The organism is Rhodococcus sp. O3, assembly GCF_048897285.1.
Taxonomy (GTDB): Bacteria; Actinomycetota; Actinomycetes; order Mycobacteriales; family Mycobacteriaceae; genus Rhodococcus.
Genome location: NZ_JBMBTE010000005.1, coordinates 25,856 through 48,304, shown reverse-complemented (window position 1 = coordinate 48,304; position 22,449 = coordinate 25,856). Strand labels below are relative to the sequence as shown.

Here is a 22,449-nt window from a genome sequence, read left to right as displayed (position 1 = left end):
TCGATTTGTACCGACCGGAGTCCGGTCGGTCCGGGTTCGGTCGCTGCTCCGGGGCGAGTGGTGCCTCGTGCCCAGGTGAGGACCGTTAGGCTGTCCCCAGCGTGCAGACCCCGCAGCGTGAAGTCCATCGAAGGAGAATCAGCCAGTGGCCATCATTGAGCAGGTAGGAGCCCGCGAAATCCTCGACTCCCGGGGCAACCCCACGGTCGAGGTCGAGGTGCTGCTCGACGACGGAAGTTTCGCTCGCGCTGCGGTGCCGTCCGGTGCGTCCACCGGTGAGCACGAGGCGGTCGAGCTGCGCGACGGCGGCGACCGCTACCTGGGCAAGGGTGTCGAGCAGGCCGTCGAGGCGGTCCTCGGTGAGATCGCGCCGGCCATCATCGGCCTCGACGCCACCGAACAGCGCACCGTCGACCAGGCGCTGCTCGACACCGACGGCACCCCCGACAAGGGCCGGCTCGGCGCGAACGCGCTGCTCGGCGCGTCGCTCGCGGTCGCCAAGGCCGGTGCGGAGTCGTCCGGTCTGGAGCTGTTCCGCTACGTCGGCGGCCCGAACGCCCACATCCTGCCGGTGCCGATGATGAACATCCTCAACGGTGGCGCCCACGCCGACACCGGCGTCGACGTGCAGGAGTTCATGGTCGCGCCGATCGGCGCCCCCACCTTCAAGGAGTCCCTGCGCTGGGGCGCCGAGGTGTACCACTCGCTCAAGTCGGTCCTCAAGAGCAAGGGCCTGGCCACCGGTCTCGGTGACGAGGGTGGCTTCGCCCCGGACGTCGCCGGCACCAAGGAAGCGCTCGACCTCATCAGCGAGGCGATCGCCAAGACCGGCCTGAAGCTCGGTTCGGATGTCGCGCTCGCACTCGACGTCGCTGCCACCGAGTTCTACACCGAGGGCACCGGCTACAAGTTCGAGGGCAAGGTCCGCACCGCCGACGAGCTCGCCGACTTCTACAACGATCTGCTCTCGGCCTACCCGCTCGTCTCCGTGGAGGATCCGCTCAGCGAGGACGACTGGGAGGGCTGGATCGCGCTGACCGACAAGATCGGCAACAAGCTGCAGCTCGTCGGCGACGACCTGTTCGTCACCAACCCGGAGCGTCTCGAGGAGGGCATCGTCAAGGGTGCCGCCAACGCGCTGCTGGTGAAGGTGAACCAGATCGGCACGCTCACCGAGACCCTCGACGCCGTCGATCTCGCGCACCGCAACGGCTACAAGACGATGATGAGCCACCGCTCCGGCGAGACCGAGGACACCACCATCGCCGACCTGGCCGTCGCCGTCGGCAGCGGCCAGATCAAGACCGGTGCCCCGGCCCGCTCCGAGCGCGTCGCGAAGTACAACCAGCTGCTGCGTATCGAGGAGTCCCTCGGCGACGCCGCCCGCTACGCGGGTGAGCTGGCGTTCCCGCGCTTCAACCCCGAGGCGTGACCGGAGCGGTATGAGTCAACGCGGTAGATCCCGGCCCGGCGCCCGGCGCGCCCGTTCCGAGGGTGCGGTGGGTTCGCGGCGGCCCAGCCGATCCCGTCCGTCGGGATCTACCACGTCGCCCGATCCGGTGGCCGAGTCGGCGGGTGCGCGTCCGGCAGGACGCGAAGATCCCGTCACCTCGGCGCCGGGTCGCAGCCGGGGTTCCGCCAACCGGGCCCGGCCCACCCGCGTCGGTGCACCCCGCGAGGTCCGCAAGGCCCGCACCGAACGCACCTTCCTGGGTCTGTCCACCGGCCGCGCCGTCGTGCTCGCGCTCGTCGTGTGCGGCCTGGCCCTGACCCTCGCGATGCCGCTGCGCACGTACGTCGGCCAGCGCGCCGAAGCGGACCGGGTCGAAGCCGAACGCGTCGCGCTCGAGCAGGAGATCGCCGCGCTGCGAGAGCAGAAGGCGCACATCGAGGATCCCGCCTGGATCCGGGCGCAGGCCCGGGAACGGCTGCGATTCGTGATGCCCGGCGACACTCCCTACCAGGTGCAGCTTCCCGGCGACGGCCGCCGGGTCGACGAGGAGAAGATCCAGGAACGACCCTCGACCGGCGCGTGGTACAGCGACCTGTGGCGATCGGTGTCCGAACCGCCGCCCGAACCCGAGCCCGAACCGGTGCCGCGGCAGATGCCCGTGGCACCCCCAGAAGCAGGAGAACCGACCGGGTGACCGATCCCGTCGCACAGTCCGACCTCGACGCCGTCGCCGCCCAGCTCGGGCGCACCCCGCGCGGCGTCCTCGCCATCGCCTACCGCTGCCCGGACGGCGCACCCGGGGTGGTCAAGACCGCACCGAAGCTGCCCGACGGTACGCCCTTTCCCACGCTCTACTACCTCACCGATCCGCGTCTGACCGCGGAGGCGAGCCGGCAGGAGTCGGCCGGGGTGATGCGGGAGATGACCGAGCGTCTCGGCACCGATCCCGAGCTCGCCGCCGCCTACCGTCGCGCCCACGAGGCGTATCTCGCGGAACGCGACGCGATCGAATCGCTCGGCACCGACTTCACCGGCGGCGGCATGCCGGACCGCGTCAAGTGCCTGCACGTGCTCATCGCGCATTCCCTCGCGAAGGGGCCGGGGGTCAACCCGTTCGGGGACGAGGCGGTCGCCCTCGCGGCCGACGCGGGTCTGCGGGGCACCGCGATTCCCGCGGACTGGCCCACCTACGCCGAACTGCGCGGGGAGTCGGAATGAGCCGTGTCGCCGCGATCGACTGCGGGACCAACTCGATCCGCCTGCTGATCGCCGACATCGGACCCGACGGTCGCCTGACCGACGTGACCCGGTTGATGCGGGTCGTGCGGCTCGGCCAGGGCGTCGACGCCACCGGAATGCTCGCTCCCGAAGCCATCGAACGCACCCGCGTCGCGCTCGCCGAGTACGCCGATCTGATCCGGGAAACGGGAGCGACCGCCGTGCGGATGGTCGCCACGTCCGCGACCCGCGACGCCGGCAATCGGGAGGACTTCTTCTCGATGACCCGCGAGGTGCTCGGCGCGGTCATTCCCGGCGCCGAGGCCGAGGTGATCTCCGGTGACGAGGAGGCCCGGCTGTCCTTCACCGGCGCGGTCGGCGAACTCGATTCTGCGCGTGGACCTTTCGTCGTCGTCGATCTCGGTGGCGGCTCCACCGAGATCGTGCTCGGCGACGCCGACGGCGTGCACGCCGCGTACTCCACCGACATCGGGTGCGTGCGGCTCACCGAGCGGTGCCTGCACGACGATCCGCCCACGGCGGAGCAGATCACCGAGGCCCGCGCCGTCGCGCGGGAGAAGATCGGTGAAGCGCTCCTGCACGTACCGGTCGAACAGGCCCACACGTGGGTCGGCGTCGCCGGCACGATGACCACGCTGTCGGCGATCGCGCACGGTCTCGACGAGTACGACCCCGAGAAGGTGCACCTGTCGACCGTCGGATTCGACCGGCTCCGCGAGGTGTGCACCACGCTGCTCGGGCAGACCCACGACGAGCGCGCCGCCTACGGTCCGATGCACCCGGGCCGGGTCGACGTGATCGGTGGGGGAGCGATCGTCACGACGGTCCTCGCCGACGAGTTCGGAGCCCGCGCCGGGATCACCGAGTTGGTCGTCAGCGAGCACGACATCCTCGACGGGATCGCAATGTCGGTGGTGCGATAGCGGAGCGCGAACGGGCGGTGCCGGTCCGCGACATTCGTGGACGCCCACGATTCTCCGGCGAGATCGTCGCCCTCGACCGGATCGGACATCCCGAGGCCGTCGCCGAATCGGTACGCGCGCTCGAAGTCGCCGAGCTCGCCGGTTAGGGTGTGAGGCGGTGCCGCGACCGGCCGACCGGTCGCGGAAGCGCCCCCATAGCCCAATTGGCAGAGGCAGCGGACTTAAAATCCGCCGAGTGTCGGTTCGAGTCCGACTGGGGGCACCGCGCCTGTTCGGTTCGGTGGCTCTCGGCGAGTTCCCGAGGACTCGTTCTGCGTCAGAATCGTCGACACGTTTTCGTGAGGGAATCGGTGTGCGGGGCTTGATCGTTGGTCGGTGCGCACGTGGTACCCCCGCAGCGACATTTTCGGTCGTCGCCGAAGGACTCCTGCTCAGAGTCCGAGGACCCGCAGAACGGGAGATCCCAGCGCGCCCAGCCATCGGGCGAGTGCGACCAGCGGGCCGTGAACGGCGGAACCCGCCGCTGCGACCGCGGTGACCGTCTGCGCGATTCGCGTCAGCCGGGCGGCGATACGCTCACGGTTCGGCGTGTGCTGCTTCAGTTCCCGCTCGACGTTGTCGGCTTCGCGTGCGGTCTCCGTGAGTCCCAGTTCGCGCAGGGCGCGGGCCAGCTCGCCGGCAGACGCGAGCGCCTCCGCGGTGGTGAACGAAACATGTTGCCCACCATGGATCGTCTGATCTCCCGCGACGTTGTTGATCGCTCCCTGCTGTGAGCCGATGTTGAAAACCATGATGTGTCCCTTCATCTCGATGCGGATGCGTTCCACGGATAGCGGGGGTCGGTGTCGACTCGCCGTACACGAGCGGCTGCGACGATCCACAGGATCAACCCGACGACGAGCACGAATTGACCGATGAACGCGATCATGAAGAAGATCAGCCCGGCCGGGCCGAAACCGGTGTCCGGACCGAAGATCGGGAAACTCTCCGGTTCGATGCCCGTCTCGAACGCGGTGCTCAGGCTTCCGAGGGCGTCGACGAGGAAGTAGGCGTATCCCAGCGCCCCGACGAGCACCATCGTGAGCCCGATCCAGAACACGTACCGCGCCCGCGTCCTCGACGCAGCGACCTCGCGCAGGAAGCTCTCGCGCTGCTGGACGTAGCTGTTGTATTGGTTGTGGCCGACGTTGTTGATGTGGCCGGCCTGCTGGCTCCCCACGTCGAACCTCACCGGCGGTGGGTGCCGAGTATCGATCCCGGGGAGCAGCGCCGTCACGTCCGCCGGAGCGAGTCGTGCCTCGACACAACCGAATGTGACCGACTCGCCCCTGTGCAGCTCGCGGATCCCGCGAATCCGCTCGCCGTCGATCCAGGTACCGTTCGACGAGCCGACGTCCTCGACGAACACTCGACCGCCGAGACAGTCGATCACGGCGTGCCGTGCGCTGAGATGCCGATCGTCGATCTGCAGATCGGCGTGCGCGCTGCGCCCGAGGACCTGCTTCCCCGGCCGGAGGCGCAGGACGGTCCCGGCGAGAGGGGGCGGTCCGAGGATGGTCATCGAAAGCATGTCCGTGTCCATGACAGAAGCCTTGCAACGGCACGTCCGGAGCACACGAGTACACGGCTACCCGAATTTTCGGGTAGCGCATCGTCTCTCATCGCGCGGCGTGCGAATTCCAGGGATAACGCGGGTCGGTGTCCACCCGCCGCACGTGCGCGGCCGCGATGATCCACAGGAACGCCCCGAGAATCAGCACGAAGTGGCCGACGAACCCGATCATGAAGAAGATCGTTCCGACCGGCCCCAGACCGGTGTGCGGTCCGAACGCGGGGAATTCGTCCGTCGCGGCGGCTGCCATCGACGAGGCGGCCGGCTCGTCCGTTCCGTTGGCGAGGAACCAGGTGCACCCGGATGCTCCGACGAGCACCATCACGAACCCGACCCAGAATACGAACCGGGCCCACGCCCTCGCCGTTCTGACCTCGTGCAGGAAGCTCTCCCGCTGCTGGAGGTAACCGTCGTCCGGGTTCCCGTCGTCGTCGGAACCGCCCGGTGGTGGCCGTGGATTCGCGCGGATCGGGGGGAGTGCGTCGTCGATCTGCTCGAGCCGGACCTCGACACGGCCGAACGTGACGATTTCGCCGTCGTGCACTTCGCGAGCCCCGCGGAGACGTTCGCCGCCGACCCAGGTGCCGTGGGAGGACCCCAGATCCTCGACGACGACCCGGCCGCCGAAGCGGTCGATCGCGGCATGACGTGCGCTGACCCGATGATCGTCGATCTTCAGATCGGCACACGCGTCGCACCCGAGGACCTGGCGTCCCGGTCCTATCTGCAGGACGGTCCCGGACAGCGCCGGCGGTCCGACGATGGTCATCGACAAGGGTTCCGTGTCCATGCCGGAAGCCTGGCAGCGGTGGGACCGGAAAACACGAGTAGGCGACTACCCGAATCCGCGTGCCCGCCGGCGGCCCCGGCGGGTATCGACCCGAGGATCGGTCAAGGCCGGTGTCAGGTCGGCTCGGAGCCGCCGAGCTGCTGCCACCGACCGTCCACCTGCTCCTCGAGAGACCACGGTCCCAGCTCGGACCGGGGATGGGTGGACGCCCACGCGTGAGCCTCGTCGGCCGTGCGGAACGGCTGTTCGTCGATGACCCCGCCGTGTTCGTCGACGATTCGGAAGTGCTTCATGTGAACCCCCGCGTTCGAGACGTTGTGGTTCGACGCTACTCGCCCTGCTCGTCGACGGTGCCGGTGATGGCGCGCGTCGGCACTCACCGGGCGAGGCAGGCCTGTCTCCGGACGACAGCTCCGGTTGGGGGCGTGTCGATTTGGCGCGCTCGGTGACCGTGGCGGGCGAGCATGACGAGTGCGTCCTCGGTCGGGCGCAGTGACACGCCGAGGATCACCCCGGTCCGGGCCGCTCCGCGGGGGACGGAACCTTCGGAACGGCCTTCGCCCTCATCGTGATCGCCGGACAGCACGCAACATCACGGCAACATGGGAACCGGTGATGCAATCGACCGGTAACAACGTGGAACCGGTGCTGTGGGAGAACATTTCGCCCGCACCGGTACGCGGCGGAGGTCCTGAACAGGCCTCAGGGGCGCGAAGAGAACAACCCGTCATAGTTCGGGGCGCTCTGCGGCTGCGGCTGCGTGATCTCGGGCAGCTGTTCGTCGTCCGGGTTGCTCGGCTGCAGGAACAGCGGACCGGTGAATTCGGTGTCGTTGCTCATAGCGTCCTTCTTTCGGGTACGGCTCGGTACAACAGGCGATCACGGGGTGGAGAAAGGTCCGTGACCGGGGTGGAGACGTGCCAGGTGGTTCTTCGGATGGTCGCGTGCTGCTCGGCTGGTGATTGTGGACCATGGGAGCGCCGCCGACCTCGAACACTCGATGCGAGCTGTCCGATGTGTCCACACTACACGTTGCGGCGATTCACGCCAGACCGACACGAGACGGGCAGGTCGAGCTGCCGCGCCTAGACTTCCCCGGTGCAAACTGTGCTCGAAACCCTCCGCTCGCCCCGGCGCCTCACCACGGAGATCCTCGCCGGTCTCGTGACCTCCCTTGCCCTGATCCCTGAGGTCGTGTCGTTCGCGGTGATCGCCGGTGTCGATCCGAAGGTCGCGCTGTACACCTCGTGCATCATGGCGATGACGATCGCGTTCGTCGGTGGCCGGCCTGCGATGGTGTCGGCCGCGGCCGGTGCTACCGCCCTGGTGATCGCCCCGCTCGTCGCCTCGCACGGACTCGACTACCTCATCGCCGCGGTGTGGCTCGCCGGTGCGGTACAGATCCTGCTGGCCGTCGCCGGTGTCGCGAAACTCATGCGGTTCATTCCGCGGTCGGTGATGATCGGCTTCGTCAACGCCCTGGCGATTCTCATCTTCACCGCGCAGCTCCGGCACCTGTTCGACGTTCCGTGGGCGGTGTATCCGCTGGTCGCGGCCGGCATCGCGATGATCGTGTTCATCCCCAAGCTCACCACCGCCGTGCCCGCAGCGCTGATCGCGATCGTCGTGCTCACCGGCGTCGTGGTGCTGTTCGGCCTGGACGTGCCCGACGTCGCCGATCAGGGCGACCTGCCCAGCGGCTTCCCGACGTGGATGATCCCCGATGTGCCGCTGACCATGGAGACGTTGCGGATCATCGCGCCCTACGCGGTCGGGCTCGCGCTCGTCGGACTCATGGAATCGTTGATGACCGCCAAACTCGTCGACGACCTGACCGACAGCCACTCCGACAAGACCCGCGAGGCGTGGGGGCAGGGCGTCGCGAACTGGGCCGGTGCACTGTTCGGCGGTATGGGTGGCTGCGCGATGATCGGCCAGACGATGATCAACGTCAAGGAAGGTCGCGCACGGACGCGCATCTCGACGTTCCTCGCCGGGCTGTTCCTGCTGGTGCTGTGCGTCACCATCGGTGAGATCGTCGGCGCCATTCCGATGGCCGCGCTCGTCGCGGTGATGCTGGTGATCGCCGTGACAACCCTCGACTGGCACAGCATCTCGCCGCGCACCCTGAAACTGATGCCGCGCAGCGAGACCCTCGTCATGGTGGTGACCGTCGTGGTGACGCTGCTCACCGACAATCTCGCGATCGGGGTGGTCTCGGGTGTGCTGACGGCAATGGTCGCGTTCGCGCGACGCGTCGCGCACATGACCCGGATCCACACGACCGACGCGGACGGTGTCCGCACCTATCGCGTCACCGGCGAGCTGTTCTGGGCGTCGAGCAACGACCTCGTCTATCAATTCGACTACGCGAACGACCCCGATCGCGTCGTGATCGACCTCGCCGACGCGGAGGTGTGGGATGCCTCGACGGTCGCGACCTTCGATTCGGTGCTGCACAAGTACGCGGAGAGGGGCAAGAGCGCCGAGATCGTGGGGTTGGACGGCGCGAGTCTGCATCGCCTCGAACAACTGTCGGGCAAGCTCGACGTGTCCTGACGGGCCGGCGAGGCGCCGTCGCACTCTTGTTCGGCACATTCGCCGAGCGCTAGGGTTGACGGGCCTGCGAGTCCGTCGAACCGGAGGTCGATCATGAAGGTCGGCAGAGTGATCATGCTCGTGGTGGGCGTCCTGATGTCGATGCTCGGCCTGGCGTTGCTCACCGCCACCGCGTTCCTCGGCTGGGCGTACGCATTCCAGCGCGACAACGGGTACTTCACGACGCCGACGGAGCAGTACAGTACCGACACCGCGGCCCTGGTCTCCGAGGACATCGATCTGGTCGTCGACGAGAACATGCCTGCGGGGTTCGGGCCGGAGGATCTCGGCCGGATCATGCTGCGCGGCACTGCGGCCGAGCCGGACCGGGAGGTGTTCCTCGGCATCGCGCGGCGGGACGACGTCGACGGCTACCTGGCCGGCGTCGCACACACCGAACTCGACGACCTCGACTTCTTCCCGTTCCAACCGGGATACCGGCAGATCCCCGGCGCCGGACAGCCCGCCCCGCCGGGGGAGCAGACGTTCTGGTCCGCGTCGGCCTCGGGACCCGGCACACAGGAACTGCAGTGGGAGTTCCAGGAAGGAAACTGGACGATCGTCGTGATGAACGCGGACGCCTCTCCCGGCGTCCGTGTGGATCTCACTGCAGGAGTGAACCTTCCGATTCTGGGGCCGCTGACACTGTGGTGCATGATCGGCGCACTCGTGCTGCTGGTCATCGGTGTGCCCCTGCTCGTGCTGGGCGCCGTCGGCATCGGGAGACACCTGCCGCCGCCGGTACATGCGCCGCATCCCGCGGTGGCTGTCGTGGGTCCGTATCCGGTGACGGTGCGCGGCGACCTCGACGCGCCGTCGCGGTGGCTGTGGCTCGTGAAGTGGCTGTTGGCGATCCCGCACTTCGTCGTGTTGTTCTTCCTCTCGATCGCGCACTTCGTCATCACGGTGATCGCGGGCTTCGCGATCCTGTTCACCGCCCGGTACCCGCGCCCCCTGTTCGACTTCAACGTCGGTGTGATGCGCTGGTGGTGGCGCGTGTCGTTCTACACCTATTCCGCCCTGGGCACCGATCGGTATCCGCCGTTCACCTTGCACCGCACGGACTATCCGGCCGACTTCGACGTCGACTACCCCGAGCGGCTCTCACGCGGCCTCGTGCTGGTCAAGTGGTGGCTGCTCGCCATCCCGCACTACCTGATCCTCACCGTGCTGGTCACGGGCTCGTCGACATGGGTGGTGAGCGGCGATCTGGACAGCCCGGCCCTGTATTACGCCGGGTCGCTGCTGGGGATCCTGGTGCTGATCGCCGCGATCGCGCTGTTGTTCACCGGCCGCTACCCGGAAGGCCTGTTCGATCTCGTGGTGGGGATCAACCGGTGGGCGTATCGAGTGTGGGCATACGCGGCTCTGATGCGCGACGAATACCCGCCGTTCCGGCTCGACCAGGGGCCGCGCGATCGCGCGGCCCCCGAGCCGGAACGTCCGGTTACTTCTTGAACGAGTCCTTCACGTCCTCGACGGCGTCGGTCACCTTGTCGCCGGCCTTCTTCAGCCCGCTCGCCGCCTGGTCGTTCTTGCCTTCGTCTTCGAGACGGCGATCACCGGTCGCCTTGCCGGTGTGTTCCTTCGCCTTGCCCCCGAGCTCCTCCGCCTTGTGCTTCGCCTTGTCGATGAAGTCGGCCACGAGTCCTCCTCGGATTGTGTGATCACGGGATTGTGATCGCTCGGGTAGGAGTTACCCCGGTCGTCGGGAGTGAAACGTCGGGGCGCTCCGCGCCCCGTGTGCCCTTCTGGCGGCGGAAACCGCCACAAAGGCACACGGGCGCCGACAGCGCGCTTACAGCCACCCGCGGCGCTTGAACACCACGTACAGGAGCCCGGCGGATACGACGATCACGGTTGCGCTGGTCGCGACCCCGCTCGAGCCGCCGAACCCGGGAAACGGGATGTTCTGGCCGTACCAACCGGTGACCGCGGTCGGGACCGCGATGATCGCCGCCCATCCGGTGAGCTTCTTCATCACCGTGTTCAGCCGGGCATCCTGTAGAGACAGATTCGTCTCGAACACCGTCGTCACCATGTCGCGCAGCGATTCCGTCCACTCCGTCGCCCGCACCACGTGGTCGTAGAGATCCGTGTACCAGCTGTCGAGCTCGACCGAATTACCGTGCTCGGCACGGTGTCTCATGATCAGCGCGACGACCTCGCGCATCGGCAGCGCCACGCGGCGCAGTTCGACCAGTTCCTTGCGGACCCGGTAGGTACGACGCTGGATCGTCTTGGTTTGCGCGTGATCGCCGAACAGTCCGTCCTCGAGGCCCTCGATCGCGTCGTCGAGCAGCTCGATGGTCTCGAACTGACCGTCGACGATCAGGTCCAGCAGTCCGTGCAGCAGCGCCGCGGTGCCGTGGACCATCAGATCCATGTTGTCGTCCCAGCGGCGCAACAGCTCCTCGAGGTCGAAGGCGTCGCCGCGCCACACCGTGACGATGCCGCGTGGCAACACGAACGCCGAGACGCGGCTCGTCCGCAGCCGCGAGGCCAGGTCGTCGCCCGTGTCGGTGCTGCCGGTGTCGAGCCTGGTCGCGTAGACCGTGAGGAACGTGTGCGTCGCATACCGGGTAGCCTTGGTGCGTTCACCGTGCGCGAGGGAATCCTCGACGGCGTGGGGGTCGAGGCCGAGTTCCTCGGCGAGTGCGAGCAGCCGCTCGTGGTCGGGTTCCCACAGGTCGACCCACACCAGCGCAGAGTCGTCCGCGAGGTGGTCGGAGACATCGGCCAGCGGAAAATTCTCGTCGACGAGCTGTCCGCCGCGCCACAACCGCGTGCGGACCCCGTCGGTGTCTGCGGAGCTCACAGCTCGCAGTGTGCCCGAACCGGAAGCCGAACTCACGACGCCGCGTCGGGACCGTTCGCGACGTCCGCGTCGGTGCTCTTCGCGACGCCCGCGTCGGTGCTCTTCGCGACGCCCGCGTCGGTGCTCTTCGCGACGCCCGCGTCGGTGGACTCGATACCCGCGAGACGCACCACCTCGTCGACGAATGCCTCGTCGACGGTGGGCCAGTCGGACGGCCACCGATTCTCGTGCAGCCGCTTGTGCAGAAGCTCCAGCACGGCGATCGTGTTCGTGCCTCCGTCGAGGAGATAGCGCAGCATGCCGCGTTCACCGCAGATGTGGACCACCTCGGCGAGCCACTTCTCCGCCTCCTCGGTGCGTCCCGCGGCGTGGTGACAGCATGCGACCAGACGGGTGGTGATCAGTTCCGCGCGGGGCCGGTTCTGCGCGTGCACCCGCCGGTGCCACCGATGCGCCCACTCGCAGGCGCGTTCCAGCGACTCGGGATCGCCGCGGTCCCAGAGCAATCGGATGGCGGTGGAGTCCTCGATCTGGGCGGTCGTCTCCACGACGCCGTTGGGAAAGACGGTGTCGTCGTACAGCATCGGGCGATCGGGTGGAGCGGATATCGGCAGTCCCATGCGCACCCGTTCGTTCTCGATCCGCGCGCGTAGCCGCGGCAGATCGGGATCGGTTGCGGCACGTGCGCCTTCGTCGAGCAAAGCGATCGCCGCGGCCCGATCCCCGCGCACGTCCTTGAGCCGGGCTGCGGTGACGAACCGCGCGGTCATGAACTCGGGGGTGCCGCCCTCGACCCCCAGGTGCCGGCTCTCGTCGAGCAGTTCCTCCGCCTCCGCGATCCTGTTCTGTTCGTACAGCAACTCCCCGAGCATCGAGGCAATCAGCCGAGCCGAGTGGGAGTGCAGTCCGCTGTCGCGTCGCGCGGTGCGCAACGCCGCACGGAATATGCTTTCGGCCGCGGCGAGATCGAGTTGCTCGCTCGCGGCGATACCGGCCAGGCACCGTCCGTAGACCGCGGCGAATGTGCCCTTCGTCAGCTTGTGGTAGCGTTCGGCCTCTTCCTGCCGCCGCCGGGCCCCAGCGAAATCGAACCGGAACAGGTCGCTGTACGTGCCGAAATCGACTGCGGCCGAAGGGACCCACGGGGGCAGTGCATCCGCCTTCTCCATGCACTCACGGATCAGTTCCTCGATTCGATCCGGCCGGTCCGACTGCATCTCGATCGAGGCTTCGAGCACATCCGCCTCGATTCGGAACAGTTCGATCTCCGACGCAGGTAGGTCGCTGTGGGCCAGAGCTTCCCGCGTGGCGTCGAGCGCGCGTTTCGCCTGCGAGAGTCGTTGCAGCGGTACGTTGCCCCATCCCAGATTCAACTGCAGCCGAGGGCTTTTCGCCACGGCCTGCGGTGGTAGCTTGTCGAGCAGTGCGAGCAGCGTCGTCAGGTGCGAGCGCTCGGCGAGGTACAGGCCGTCCTCGGTGACCAGGTCCACGGCCAGCTGCTCGTCGTCGGCGTCGAATGCGTGATCGACCGCCTCGCTCAGCATGTGGTGCCGCGCGAACCATCGCGCGGCCGTGCGGTGCAGATCCGAGACGCGGTCCGGATGGTCGCGTTCGAGACGGCGCCGCAGGAAGTCCAGGAACAGGTGGTGGTAGCCGAACCAGATCCGTTCGTCGTCGAGGTGGCGCAGGAACAGGTCACGATCCTCGGCCTCCTCGAGCATCGCCTGCCCGCGTTTCGTGCCGGCGAGGACGGAGGCGAGGCTGCCGTTGATCCGTTCGGGGATCGAGGTGGCCAGCAGGAATTCGTACATCTCCGGTTCGAGGGCGGACAGGACGTTGTCGGCGAGGAACTCGCCGATCGCGTGGTGCCGGCCGGACAGGTGCTCGATGAGAGCGGACGGATCGTCGCTGTCACGCAGGGACAACGACGCCAGCTGCAGTGCCGCGGCCCAGCCGTCGGTGGTGCGGGTGAGGTCGTCGACGTCCTCGTGGTCGAGGTGCAGACCGCTCACGTCCCGCAGGAACGAATCGGACTCGGTGACATCGAAACGCAGGTGGTCGGAGTCGATCTCGACGAGTTCGTCGCGGACCCGCATCCGGCTCAGGGGAAGTCCGGACCTGCTTCGGCTGGTCACCACGATCTGCAGGTGGTGGCACCCTCGGTCGAGGAGAAAATCCAAGGCCGCAATGGTTTCCGGTGACTCCACCCGGTGCCAGTCGTCGATGACCAGAGCCGTGCGCATGTCCTGCCGGTGCAACTCGTCGATGAGCGCGCTGAAGACATACCGTTCGGCCTCGTCGTCCGCGTGGCTTTCGAGGATCTCCGACAACAGCTGGGCCAGGGCCGGCCGCACCTGGCGCAGCGCCTCGATGACGTGGGTGAGGAACCACACGACATTGTTGTCGTCGTGGTCGACGGCCAGCCACGCCACCGGTACCCCCTCGCCGGTGAGCACTTCACGCCACTGCGCCGCCAACGTCGATTTCCCGAATCCGGCAGGGGCGTGGATGGCCGTGAGCCTGCGGCGCTGCCCGGCTCGCAGCAGATCGATCAGCCGGGTGCGTGGCACGAGCTGCCGGGTGGTCGAGGGAGGACGGAATCGGGTCGCCGGCGCCGTCGACGGGGTTGTCACCCCCGACGTCCCGTACCGATGCGACCCGGTGGTGGGCATCGCTCCGGTGGGAATTCCGCCGGTCCGGTGCGTGGCGGACCCGAGCGGAGGACGGTCGGCCTGGTCGGGGTGGGTCGGCAACGCCATCTCGTCGACATCGAGCGCGTGCGCCTCCTCGACCTGCCGCAGGATGTCGCCGAACGCGAACGCCGTCTGGGGCCGGTCGGCCGGATCGGTGGCCATGCCCTGCTCGATCGCCGCGCACACGTCGTCGGGGATGCCCTCGCCGCGCAGGTCCGGGATCGGCTCGGTGGTGATGCGCACGAACTGCGCCACCACCCGTTCGCCCTTGCGGCGCTCGAACGCGGCGTGCCCGGTCAGCGCGCAGAACAGCGTCGCGGCAAGCGAATACACGTCGGAGGCCGCGGCCGGCGGTTTGCCCTCGAGGATCTCCGGTGCGGTGAACGCCGGGGACCCGGTGATCTCGCGCGACGTGGTGCGGAACCCGCCTGCGACCCGGGCGATCCCGAAGTCGGTGAGCTGGGGCTCGCCGTACTCGGTGATGAGGATGTTCGCGGGTTTGACGTCGCGATGCAGGATGCCCGACCGGTGAGCGGTTTCCAGGGCGCCGGCGAGCTTGACGCCGATGTGCAGCACATCCCGCCACGTCAACGGCCCGTGGCGGCGGATGCGGGCTTCGAGCGAGTCGTGGGGGTGGTAGTGCATCGCCAGGTAGGGCTGGCCACCCGGCGTCGAGCCGGCCTGTAGCACCGTCACGATGTGCGGATGTCCCGAGAGACGGCCCATCGCGCGCTGCTCGCGGAGGAAGCGTTCGAGATTCTCCGGTTCGAGTGTGGAAGCGAGGACCTTCACTGCGACCGTGCGGTCGAGGTCCTCCTGGCGGCAGCGGTAGACGACCCCGAAACCTCCGCGTCCGATCTCCTGCGGGTCCGTGAACCCGACTGCCTCCAGATCGCGCGCGGTAGCGTCCTCGTCGTCGGTGACGTCGAGGAACGGTGCTCGTTGCGTCTCGAGCGGATTCTGTTCGACCATCGCTGCAACCGCCTCGTCGCCCGGTTTCTCCAGGATAGTCGGGTCGGGTACCGCCCGGCGCTGATCGATCCTGCGGATTCGTTTACCGTGTTGCCGCCGGGACTACCGGAAAACGACACTGCGACCAGAAGTGGGACATAGATGAAGAAGACTCTCGCGGCGCTGTTGGGTGCAGGTGCAGTCCTGCTTGCGGCGGCGTGCGGATCCTCCGACGAAGGATCCGCCTCGGCCGGCGACACCACCACGGCCACCACCAAGACCAGCGCGGCGGCCGCCGCCGGCGATTCCGGTGCCACCGGTTCCACCGGGGTCGAGCTCGGCCAGAGCTACGACGAGATCTGCACCGCGATGCTGCCGTACTTCGAGCAGCTCGAAGGCTGGGGACAGGACCGCGCGGAGGCCGCCAAGGCCGTCGCCGACGCCCAGCAGATGCTGCCGGGCTGGGAGGGTCTCTCCGAGGACCAGAAGGCCGACACGCTCCGCGCCATCGAGAACGCCGGCAAGGGCGAGTGCTGATCGACTGCCAGGAGTTGTTCGCCAGGTTGCGGCGCTTTCCCGACGTGGAGGCGCCGAACCTGGTAGCCGTGGATGCCGCCGACCGGCTGCTCCTCGACGAAGCCGGCGCCGCGCTCGCTGCGGCGCCGGCGGGCACCGTCGTGGTCGTCGACGACCAGTACGGTGCTCTCACGCTCGGTGCCGCCGTGCGATACGGCAGCACCGGCATCCGTGTCCATCAGGATTCGGTAGTGGGGGAGCGGGCACTGGCCGCCAATGCGGACCGCGAAGGCCTCACCGACCGCTATACCCGACACGACCTCGACGCTGCCCTGGTGACCGGCGCGCGGGTGGTGCTGCTGCGGCTGCCGCGGTCGCTGAGCGCGCTCGCCGAGATCGCCGAGACGATCGCCCGTCACGCCGACCCCGAGGTCGTCGTCTTCGCCGGTGGTCGCGACAAGCACATCTCCCTGGCCATGAACGACGTGCTGGGACGTTCCTTCGCCGACGTGCAGGCCTCCCGCGGGCGGCAGAAGTCGCGGGTGCTCACCGCCCGCACCCCGATCCCGGGCCCGTCCACATATCCGGTGACCGACACCCTCTCCGACATCGATCTGGCGGTCGTCGCGCACGGTGCCGCGTTCGCCGGTCCGCGCCTCGACATCGGCACCCGGTTCCTGCTGGAGTTCCTGCCGCGCATGCGTCCGGACGCGGCGGTGGCCGTCGACCTGGGCTGCGGGACCGGGATCCTCGCGGTGTCCCTGGCCCGGCAGAACCCGGACCTGCGGGTCGTCGCGACCGACCAGTCCGCGGCGGCGATCGCGTCGGCCGCCGCAACCGCCGCCGCGAACGGCGTGGCCGACCGGGTGGAGGTGCTGCGCGACGACGCCGCCTCGACGCTGCCCGACGACTCCGTCGACCTGGTGGTGTGCAATCCGCCCTTCCACGTCGGCGCCGCGGTGCACACCGGTGCCGCCGAGAAGATGTTCGACGCGGCCGCCCGGATCCTGCGTGACGGCGGCGAACTGTGGACGGTGTACAACTCGCATCTCAACTACCGGGGAACCCTGCGGCGGGTCGTCGGACGGACCGACGTGGCGGGACGAAACCGCAAGTTCACGGTGACCAGGTCCGTGCGAACCCGGTAGAGTCCGGTTCGTCCGATCTCGAGTGTGCCAGGACGGAGTGTGCGGGAACTCCCGCGACCCGCAGCACGTTGAACGGACAGAACCGACCATGAGAAGGGATGTGCACGGTGCGCACCACCAGTAACCCGGTGTTCCGCAACCTGCCCAAGCAAGAGGGCGGCGGATACGCCACGTTCGGCTCTGCGACGGCGGGCGCCGCGCAGGTCACCCAGCAATTCGGTCAGCCGGAGTACACGCAGCAGGATCCGTGGGCCCGCCCCGCGACCACCCGCGCGATGACCATCGACGACGTCGTGACCAAGACGGGCATCACCCTCGGTGTGCTGACGGTCTCGGCGCTGGTCTCGTACTTCCTGGTCAACTCCAATGTGGACCTGGCCGCGCCGTTCGTCATCGGCGGCGGCCTGATCGGCCTGGTGCTGGTCCTCGTCGCGACCTTCGGCCGCAAGATGGACAACCCGGCGATCGTCCTCGCCTACGCCGTCGCCGAGGGCTTCTTCCTCGGGGCGCTGTCGTTCATGTTCACCGACATCACGTTCGGTGGAGCAGGCGGATCGACCCTCATCGCGCAGGCCGTTCTCGGTACGTTCGGTGTCTTCTTCGGCATGCTCGTCGTGTACCGGACGGGCGCGATCCGCGTCACCCCGCGTCTGACCCGCATGATCGTGGGCGCGCTGATCGGTGTGCTGGTCCTGGCCCTGGGCAACCTCGTCGCCGGCTTCTTCATCGAGGGCGGCCTGGGCCTGCGTGACGGCGGCGCTCTCGCCATCGTCTTCAGCCTCGTCTGCATCGGCATCGCCGCGTTCAGCTTCCTGCTGGACTTCGACGCCGCCGACCAGCTGATCCGCGCGCAGGCGCCGGAGAAGGCCGCGTGGGGCGTCGCGTTCGGTCTCACCGTCACCCTGGTGTGGCTGTACGTCGAGATCCTGCGACTGCTGAGCTACTTCCAGAGCGAATAGTCACCGCCCTGAACTCGCCTGCCCGTGCGTGTTTTCGGTAGTTCCCACTACCGAAAACACGCACGGGCAGCGGTGTTTCTGTCGTGTTTCCGCCCGGCCGGCGAGACGGCCGCCGGGCCGGACCACATAGTGAAATGAGAACATGGAGCCATGCGCATCGCGGAAACCGTCGTCGACCTGATCGGGAACACCCCCCTCGTCAAGCTCAACTCGGTCGTCAAGCCGGGCTCGGCGCTCGTCGCGGCGAAAGTGGAATACCTCAACCCCGGCGGCAGCTCGAAGGACCGCATCGCGGTCAAGATGATCGACGCCGCCGAGGCGTCCGGCGCACTGAAGCCGGGCGGCACCATCGTCGAGCCGACCTCCGGGAACACCGGCATCGGCCTGGCCCTGGTCGCGCAGCAGCGCGGCTACAAGTGCGTGTTCGTCTGCCCCGACAAGGTGAGCGAGGACAAGCGCAACACCCTCAAGGCGTACGGCGCCGAGGTCGTCGTGTGCCCGACCGCGGTTCCGCCGGAACACCCGGACAGCTACTACAGCGTCTCCGACCGTCTCGCCCGTGAACTGCCCGGCGGCTGGAAGCCCGACCAGTACTCCAACCCCGGCGGCCCGGAAAGCCACTACGAAACCACCGGCCCGGAGATCTGGCGCGACACCGACGGCAAGGTCACGCACTTCGTCGCGGGTGTCGGTACCGGCGGCACCATCACCGGCACCGGCCGCTACCTCAAGGAGGTGTCCGGAGGGAAGGTCAAGGTCATCGGCGCCGACCCCGAGGGCTCGGTGTACTCCGGTGGCACCGGTCGCCCCTACCTCGTCGAAGGCGTCGGCGAGGACTTCTGGCCCAGCGCATACGACCCGTCGATCCCCGACGAGATCATCGCCGTCTCCGACGCCGACTCGTTCGAGATGACCCGGCGGCTCGCCCGCGAGGAAGGCCTGCTCGTCGGCGGTTCGTGCGGCATGGCGGTCGTCGCAGCCCTGAAGGTCGCCGAGCGTGAGGGCCCGGACGCAGTCGTCGTGGTGCTGCTTCCGGACGGTGGCCGCGGCTACCTGTCGAAGATCTTCAACGACAAGTGGATGGCGTCCTACGGCTTCCTGCGTTCGCCGCTCGACGGAAAGCCCGACGATTCCACCGTCGGCGACGTGCTGCGCGCCAAGTCCGGCGACCTGCCCGACCTGGTGCACACCCACCCGTCGGAGACCGTGCGCGACGCCATCGAGATCCTCCGCGAATACGGGGTCTCCCAGATGCCGGTCGTCGGCGCGGAACCGCCCATCACCGCCGGTGAGGTCGCCGGGTCCGTCAGCGAACGGGAACTGCTCAGCGCCGTGTTCGAAGGTCGCGCGAAGCTCGCCGACTCGGTCGCCGAGCACATGAGCCCGGCCCTGCCGCTGATCGGTGTCGGCGAGTCGATCGGTGCCGCGACCAAGGCGTTCGGTGACACCGATGCGCTCATGGTCATCGACGACGGCAAGCCCGTCGGCGTCATCACCCGCCACGACCTGCTCGGTTTCATCAGCGCGGGTTCCTGACGAACGAACACTGCAGTCCGGTGACGTCTTCGACGTCGCGGTCCGGTGATGTCTTCGACGTCACCGGACCGCGGTGTCTCCGATGTCGATAGGCTGGACCGCATGAGTGAGCAGCACAGCCACGGATTCTCCACCCGAGCCGTCCACGCCGGATACGATCCCGACCCGCAGACCGGCGCGGTCAATGTGCCGATCTACGCGAGTTCCACGTTCGCGCAGGACGGCGTCGGCAACATGCGCAACGGATTCGAGTACGCCCGGACCGGCAACCCGACGCGGCGACCGCTCGAAGCGAACCTCGCCGCACTCGAAAACGGAACCTACGGACGGGCGTTCGGTTCCGGCATGGCCGCCACCGACTGCGTCCTGCGGTCGGTGCTGCGCCCGGGCGACCACCTGGTCATCCCCAACGACGCGTACGGCGGCACCTTCCGTCTCATCGACAAGGTCTTCACCCAGTGGGGCATCGAGTACACGCCGGTCGCGGTCAACGACGTCGACGAGGTGCGCGCGGCGATCCGTCCCGAAACCAAGCTGGTGTGGCTCGAGACGCCGACGAATCCGCTGCTCAACATCGGCGACATCGCCGCGATCGCCGAGGTCGCGCATGCCGGTGACGCAAAGCTGGTGGTGGACAACACTTTTGCCTCTCCGTACCTGCAGCAGCCGCTGACGCTCGGCGCCGACATCGCGCTGCACTCGACGACGAAGTACATCGGCGGCCACTCCGATGTGGTCGGCGGCGCGCTGGTGACGAACGACGAGGAACTCGACCACAAGTTCGGCTTCCTGCAGAACGGCGCCGGTGCCGTGCCCGGACCGTTCGACGCGTACCTGACGCTGCGCGGCATCAAGACGCTCGCGCTGCGCATGGAGCGCCACAGCGACAACGCCGAGCAGATCGTCGACCTGCTCTCCGGCCACAAGGCCGTGAGCCATGTGCTCTACCCGGGGCTCGAATCCCATCCCGCACACGCGGTCGCCGCCAAGCAGATGCGCAGGTTCGGTGGCATGATCTCGGTGCGCCTGGCCGGCGGCCGGGAGGCTGCGCTGGACTTCTGCAAGCGCACCGAGATCTTCACGCTCGCCGAATCCCTCGGCGGCGTCGAATCGCTCATCGAACACCCGGGTGCGATGACGCACGCGTCGACCGCCGGTTCGGCGCTCGAGGTGCCGGACGACCTGGTTCGCCTGTCGGTGGGCATCGAGGACGCCGCCGACCTGCTCGCGGACATCGAGCAGGCGCTGGGATAGACGACACGGTCCGCCGGTCGGTTGCGTCCTGCGAGCGGCCGGCGGACCCGTACGATCGACAGTTGTGAGCACAGACCTCGACGCCCTCACCGACGCCGCACTCGATGTGCTCCGTCGGCGCGGACCGCTGACCGACGACGACCTCGCCGCGCACCTCGCCGACGAGGGATTCGGCGACGCCGACGAACTGGGGTACGCGGTCGTCGACCTCGACCATCCGTACCTCGACCTGCTTCCGGACGGGCGCAACGTCGCCGTCGACACGCTGCTCGAGGGGCGAGTGTTCACCCATCGGCTCTCGGCCGCGGAGATCGCGGCGGACGCGGCCGGAGCCGATGAGTTCGGCCTGGTGACGAGAGCGGTGTGGGGCAACCCGGACGAGGACCGCCTGGAGTGCGTCTTCAACGACCCGGAAGACGAAAGCCTCGTCGAGCGGGGTGTCGGCGACGGTGACATTCCGGACGAGGACATCCTGCTGCTCCCGCAGGGATCGTTCGCGGGGTGGTCGGCCGGTGACGTGGTGGCGTTCACCGTGACGGACGGGCGCGTGCGGTGGCGCCGCGCCGACGGCGACCTCGCCGCCGGGCCCGACCTTTCGACCGGTATCGGCGCCGACACCGAGTTCCCGGTTCTGCTCGACGATGTGTTGCTGAGTCTCGTAGCGACCGATCCGGCCGCATTCGCCGAACCGGCCGTTCCGTTGAACGAGTGGATCGATGCCGCCGGTTTCGACCGATATCAGGACGTCATCGCGCCGCGCGGTTTCGACTTCGCCGAATACATGCGCGAACAGAGGCTCGCCGCCTATACCGAGGAGCTCGACCTCGACCGGGAAGCCGTTCCGGACGTCCTGATGTTCGTCGGGCTCGTCGAGTCGATCGAGGACGGTGACGAGCTCGACCCGCAGTTCGTCGAGCACGGCGCGGGGCTGTACCGGAATCTCGCCGATCCGTACGTCGCCGCAGTGGCCTTGGGTCAGGTCATCGAACACGAACTTGCGCCGACGTCACTCGCGCAGGCGGCAGAAGTGTTGCTGTCCTTCGGATCTCGCGAACTTGCCGCGCCCGCGCACTGGTTCGCCGGGCGGGCCGCCGAATACGACGGACGGATGCGGGATGCCGAGCGCCACTACGAGCAGTCGGCCGGAGCCGATGTCGAGTTCGTACCGAGCCTGATCGACCTCGCCCACTTCGCCTCCGATCGCGGGGACGCGGTGCGCGGCCTCACCCTCCTCGACCGGATCGAAGGCGGCGACGAGGAGCCCCTGTACGAACTGCTGCAGTTCTTCCGGCCCGTCGACCGGCCCGACCTCGGCCGCAACGACCGTTGCTGGTGCGGTTCCGGACGCAAGTACAAGGTGTGCCACCTCGGCAAGGCCGATCACCCGCTCACCGAGCGCGCCGCATGGCTGTATCAGAAGGCCGCGATGCACACCGACCTCCCGCGATGGTCCGTTGTGCAGTTCGCGCTCGCCGAGAATCGTGTTGCCGACCTCGACGAATTCGACGAGGAGTACGCCGATGCCTTGAACGAGGCGCTCGCCGATCCACTGATCACCGATCTGGTGCTGTTCGAGTGCGGGGCGTTCGCCGAGTTCGTCGAGCAGCGCGGTTACCTGCTTCCCGAGGACGAACTGGACCTGGCCAGGCAGTGGCTGGAGGCGAAGCGCTCACTGTACGAGGTCGAGCGGGTGCAGCCGGGTGTGTCGGTGACCGCGCGGGATCTGCTCACCGGCGAAACCGTCGAGATCAGCGACCGTGTCGCGAGCCGGCAGGTCGGCGCAGGGGAACTGTTGCTGACCCGCCTCGTGTCCGTCGGCGACGCATGGCGGATCGTCGGCGAGATCCAGCGGATCGCCGAGGAGCAGCGGGCCGCGATGCTCGAAGTCCTCGACGACCCGGACCTCGACCCCGCCGAGCTGGTCGACCCCTTCTCGGGCGAGACCGACTGACACAGGTC

The 22,449-nt window shown here is 68.2% G+C and carries 21 protein-coding genes and 1 tRNA gene; 14 read left to right on the top strand and 8 right to left on the bottom strand.

What is annotated here, in order from left to right; translation table 11 throughout:
- Window positions 1-145: 145 nt before the first annotated feature.
- From eno to ACN675_RS03205, 6 genes are all read left to right on the top strand, one after another.
- Window positions 146-1,432, top strand: a complete 1,287-nt coding sequence (gene eno, locus ACN675_RS03230) for a phosphopyruvate hydratase (protein ID WP_420749480.1) — start codon at window positions 146-148, stop codon at window positions 1,430-1,432.
- A gap of 10 nt (window positions 1,433-1,442) precedes the next feature.
- On the top strand, window positions 1,443-2,147 hold the full coding sequence (locus tag ACN675_RS03225; protein ID WP_420749479.1) for an FtsB family cell division protein: 705 nt from the start codon (window positions 1,443-1,445) through the stop codon (window positions 2,145-2,147).
- Window positions 2,144-2,671, top strand: a complete 528-nt coding sequence (locus ACN675_RS03220) for a DUF501 domain-containing protein (RefSeq protein ID WP_197255424.1) — start codon at window positions 2,144-2,146, stop codon at window positions 2,669-2,671. The genes ACN675_RS03225 and ACN675_RS03220 overlap by 4 nt, the downstream gene beginning before the upstream one ends.
- Window positions 2,668-3,615: an exopolyphosphatase gene (locus ACN675_RS03215; protein WP_420749478.1), complete on the top strand. Its 948-nt coding sequence runs from the start codon at window positions 2,668-2,670 to the stop codon at window positions 3,613-3,615. The genes ACN675_RS03220 and ACN675_RS03215 overlap by 4 nt, the downstream gene beginning before the upstream one ends.
- A gap of 17 nt (window positions 3,616-3,632) precedes the next feature.
- The gene (locus tag ACN675_RS03210) at window positions 3,633-3,761 is read left to right on the top strand and encodes a hypothetical protein (RefSeq protein ID WP_420749477.1); all 129 of its coding nucleotides are present in this window, start codon (window positions 3,633-3,635) and stop codon (window positions 3,759-3,761) included.
- A gap of 42 nt (window positions 3,762-3,803) precedes the next feature.
- A tRNA-Leu gene (locus ACN675_RS03205) sits at window positions 3,804-3,877 on the top strand.
- A 169-nt stretch (window positions 3,878-4,046) separates the two neighbouring features.
- On the opposite strand, the gene ACN675_RS03200 is transcribed toward ACN675_RS03205, so the two are convergent.
- From ACN675_RS03200 to ACN675_RS03180, 5 genes are all read right to left on the bottom strand, one after another.
- The gene (locus ACN675_RS03200; protein WP_420749476.1) at window positions 4,047-4,406 is read right to left on the bottom strand and encodes a hypothetical protein; all 360 of its coding nucleotides are present in this window, start codon (window positions 4,404-4,406) and stop codon (window positions 4,047-4,049) included.
- Window positions 4,407-4,417: 11 nt separating this feature from the next.
- Window positions 4,418-5,185, bottom strand: coding sequence for an FHA domain-containing protein (locus ACN675_RS03195; RefSeq protein ID WP_420749475.1), 768 nt, complete (start codon window positions 5,183-5,185; stop codon window positions 4,418-4,420).
- A gap of 88 nt (window positions 5,186-5,273) precedes the next feature.
- The gene (locus ACN675_RS03190; RefSeq protein WP_420749474.1) at window positions 5,274-6,017 is read right to left on the bottom strand and encodes an FHA domain-containing protein; all 744 of its coding nucleotides are present in this window, start codon (window positions 6,015-6,017) and stop codon (window positions 5,274-5,276) included.
- 113 nt (window positions 6,018-6,130) lie between these two features.
- Window positions 6,131-6,310 (bottom strand): hypothetical protein, encoded by a 180-nt coding sequence (locus ACN675_RS03185; protein WP_420749473.1) that lies wholly within the window; start codon window positions 6,308-6,310, stop codon window positions 6,131-6,133.
- Window positions 6,311-6,719: 409 nt separating this feature from the next.
- On the bottom strand, window positions 6,720-6,857 hold the full coding sequence (locus tag ACN675_RS03180; RefSeq protein WP_197251635.1) for a hypothetical protein: 138 nt from the start codon (window positions 6,855-6,857) through the stop codon (window positions 6,720-6,722).
- 258 nt (window positions 6,858-7,115) lie between these two features.
- Here ACN675_RS03180 and ACN675_RS03175 point away from each other — a divergent pair, with 258 nt between their 5' ends.
- Entirely contained in the window at window positions 7,116-8,576 is a 1,461-nt protein-coding gene (locus ACN675_RS03175) for a SulP family inorganic anion transporter (protein ID WP_420749472.1), read from the top strand.
- A gap of 93 nt (window positions 8,577-8,669) precedes the next feature.
- The gene (locus ACN675_RS03170; protein ID WP_420749471.1) at window positions 8,670-10,073 is read left to right on the top strand and encodes a DUF4389 domain-containing protein; all 1,404 of its coding nucleotides are present in this window, start codon (window positions 8,670-8,672) and stop codon (window positions 10,071-10,073) included.
- Here the strand turns inward: ACN675_RS03170 and ACN675_RS03165 are convergent.
- The 3 genes from ACN675_RS03165 to ACN675_RS03155 all read right to left on the bottom strand — a co-directional run bounded on the left by ACN675_RS03165 (window position 10,063) and on the right by ACN675_RS03155 (window position 15,098).
- Complete coding sequence (locus ACN675_RS03165; protein ID WP_197251633.1) at window positions 10,063-10,260, bottom strand: CsbD family protein; 198 nt, start codon at window positions 10,258-10,260, stop codon at window positions 10,063-10,065. The genes ACN675_RS03170 and ACN675_RS03165 overlap by 11 nt on opposite strands.
- Before the next feature lie 153 nt (window positions 10,261-10,413).
- Window positions 10,414-11,433, bottom strand: coding sequence for a magnesium transporter CorA family protein (locus ACN675_RS03160; RefSeq protein WP_420749470.1), 1,020 nt, complete (start codon window positions 11,431-11,433; stop codon window positions 10,414-10,416).
- A gap of 32 nt (window positions 11,434-11,465) precedes the next feature.
- Window positions 11,466-15,098 (bottom strand): protein kinase domain-containing protein, encoded by a 3,633-nt coding sequence (locus ACN675_RS03155; RefSeq protein WP_420749469.1) that lies wholly within the window; start codon window positions 15,096-15,098, stop codon window positions 11,466-11,468.
- A gap of 141 nt (window positions 15,099-15,239) precedes the next feature.
- Between ACN675_RS03155 and ACN675_RS03150 the strand changes: the two genes are divergently transcribed.
- The 6 genes from ACN675_RS03150 to ACN675_RS03125 all read left to right on the top strand — a co-directional run bounded on the left by ACN675_RS03150 (window position 15,240) and on the right by ACN675_RS03125 (window position 22,441).
- Entirely contained in the window at window positions 15,240-15,614 is a 375-nt protein-coding gene (locus tag ACN675_RS03150; RefSeq protein ID WP_420749468.1) for a hypothetical protein, read from the top strand.
- Window positions 15,608-16,741 (top strand): class I SAM-dependent methyltransferase, encoded by a 1,134-nt coding sequence (locus ACN675_RS03145; RefSeq protein ID WP_420749467.1) that lies wholly within the window; start codon window positions 15,608-15,610, stop codon window positions 16,739-16,741. The genes ACN675_RS03150 and ACN675_RS03145 overlap by 7 nt, the downstream gene beginning before the upstream one ends.
- A gap of 107 nt (window positions 16,742-16,848) precedes the next feature.
- The gene (locus ACN675_RS03140; RefSeq protein WP_420749466.1) at window positions 16,849-17,700 is read left to right on the top strand and encodes a Bax inhibitor-1/YccA family membrane protein; all 852 of its coding nucleotides are present in this window, start codon (window positions 16,849-16,851) and stop codon (window positions 17,698-17,700) included.
- A 150-nt stretch (window positions 17,701-17,850) separates the two neighbouring features.
- Complete coding sequence (locus tag ACN675_RS03135) at window positions 17,851-19,236, top strand: cystathionine beta-synthase (RefSeq protein WP_420749465.1); 1,386 nt, start codon at window positions 17,851-17,853, stop codon at window positions 19,234-19,236.
- Window positions 19,237-19,338: 102 nt separating this feature from the next.
- Window positions 19,339-20,490 (top strand): cystathionine gamma-synthase, encoded by a 1,152-nt coding sequence (locus ACN675_RS03130; protein WP_420749464.1) that lies wholly within the window; start codon window positions 19,339-19,341, stop codon window positions 20,488-20,490.
- Between the two features lie 64 nt (window positions 20,491-20,554).
- Window positions 20,555-22,441 carry an SEC-C domain-containing protein gene (locus tag ACN675_RS03125; RefSeq protein WP_420749463.1) on the top strand — a complete coding sequence of 629 codons (1,887 nt, stop codon included), beginning with the start codon at window positions 20,555-20,557 and terminating at the stop codon, window positions 22,439-22,441.
- Window positions 22,442-22,449: the final 8 nt, after the last annotated feature.

Coding starts and splice junctions, on each gene's coding strand:
- ACN675_RS03130 (WP_420749464.1), top strand. CDS start 19,339: ATGAGTGAGCAGCACAGCCACGGATTCTCCACCCGAGCCGTCCACGCC.
- ACN675_RS03195 (WP_420749475.1), bottom strand. CDS start 5,185: ATGCTTTCGATGACCATCCTCGGACCGCCCCCTCTCGCCGGGACCGTC.
- ACN675_RS03150 (WP_420749468.1), top strand. CDS start 15,240: ATGAAGAAGACTCTCGCGGCGCTGTTGGGTGCAGGTGCAGTCCTGCTT.
- ACN675_RS03200 (WP_420749476.1), bottom strand. CDS start 4,406: ATGGTTTTCAACATCGGCTCACAGCAGGGAGCGATCAACAACGTCGCG.
- ACN675_RS03180 (WP_197251635.1), bottom strand. CDS start 6,857: ATGAGCAACGACACCGAATTCACCGGTCCGCTGTTCCTGCAGCCGAGC.
- ACN675_RS03215 (WP_420749478.1), top strand. CDS start 2,668: ATGAGCCGTGTCGCCGCGATCGACTGCGGGACCAACTCGATCCGCCTG.
- ACN675_RS03135 (WP_420749465.1), top strand. CDS start 17,851: ATGCGCATCGCGGAAACCGTCGTCGACCTGATCGGGAACACCCCCCTC.
- ACN675_RS03185 (WP_420749473.1), bottom strand. CDS start 6,310: ATGAAGCACTTCCGAATCGTCGACGAACACGGCGGGGTCATCGACGAA.
- ACN675_RS03170 (WP_420749471.1), top strand. CDS start 8,670: ATGAAGGTCGGCAGAGTGATCATGCTCGTGGTGGGCGTCCTGATGTCG.
- ACN675_RS03225 (WP_420749479.1), top strand. CDS start 1,443: ATGAGTCAACGCGGTAGATCCCGGCCCGGCGCCCGGCGCGCCCGTTCC.
- ACN675_RS03155 (WP_420749469.1), bottom strand. CDS start 15,098: ATGGTCGAACAGAATCCGCTCGAGACGCAACGAGCACCGTTCCTCGAC.
- ACN675_RS03190 (WP_420749474.1), bottom strand. CDS start 6,017: ATGGACACGGAACCCTTGTCGATGACCATCGTCGGACCGCCGGCGCTG.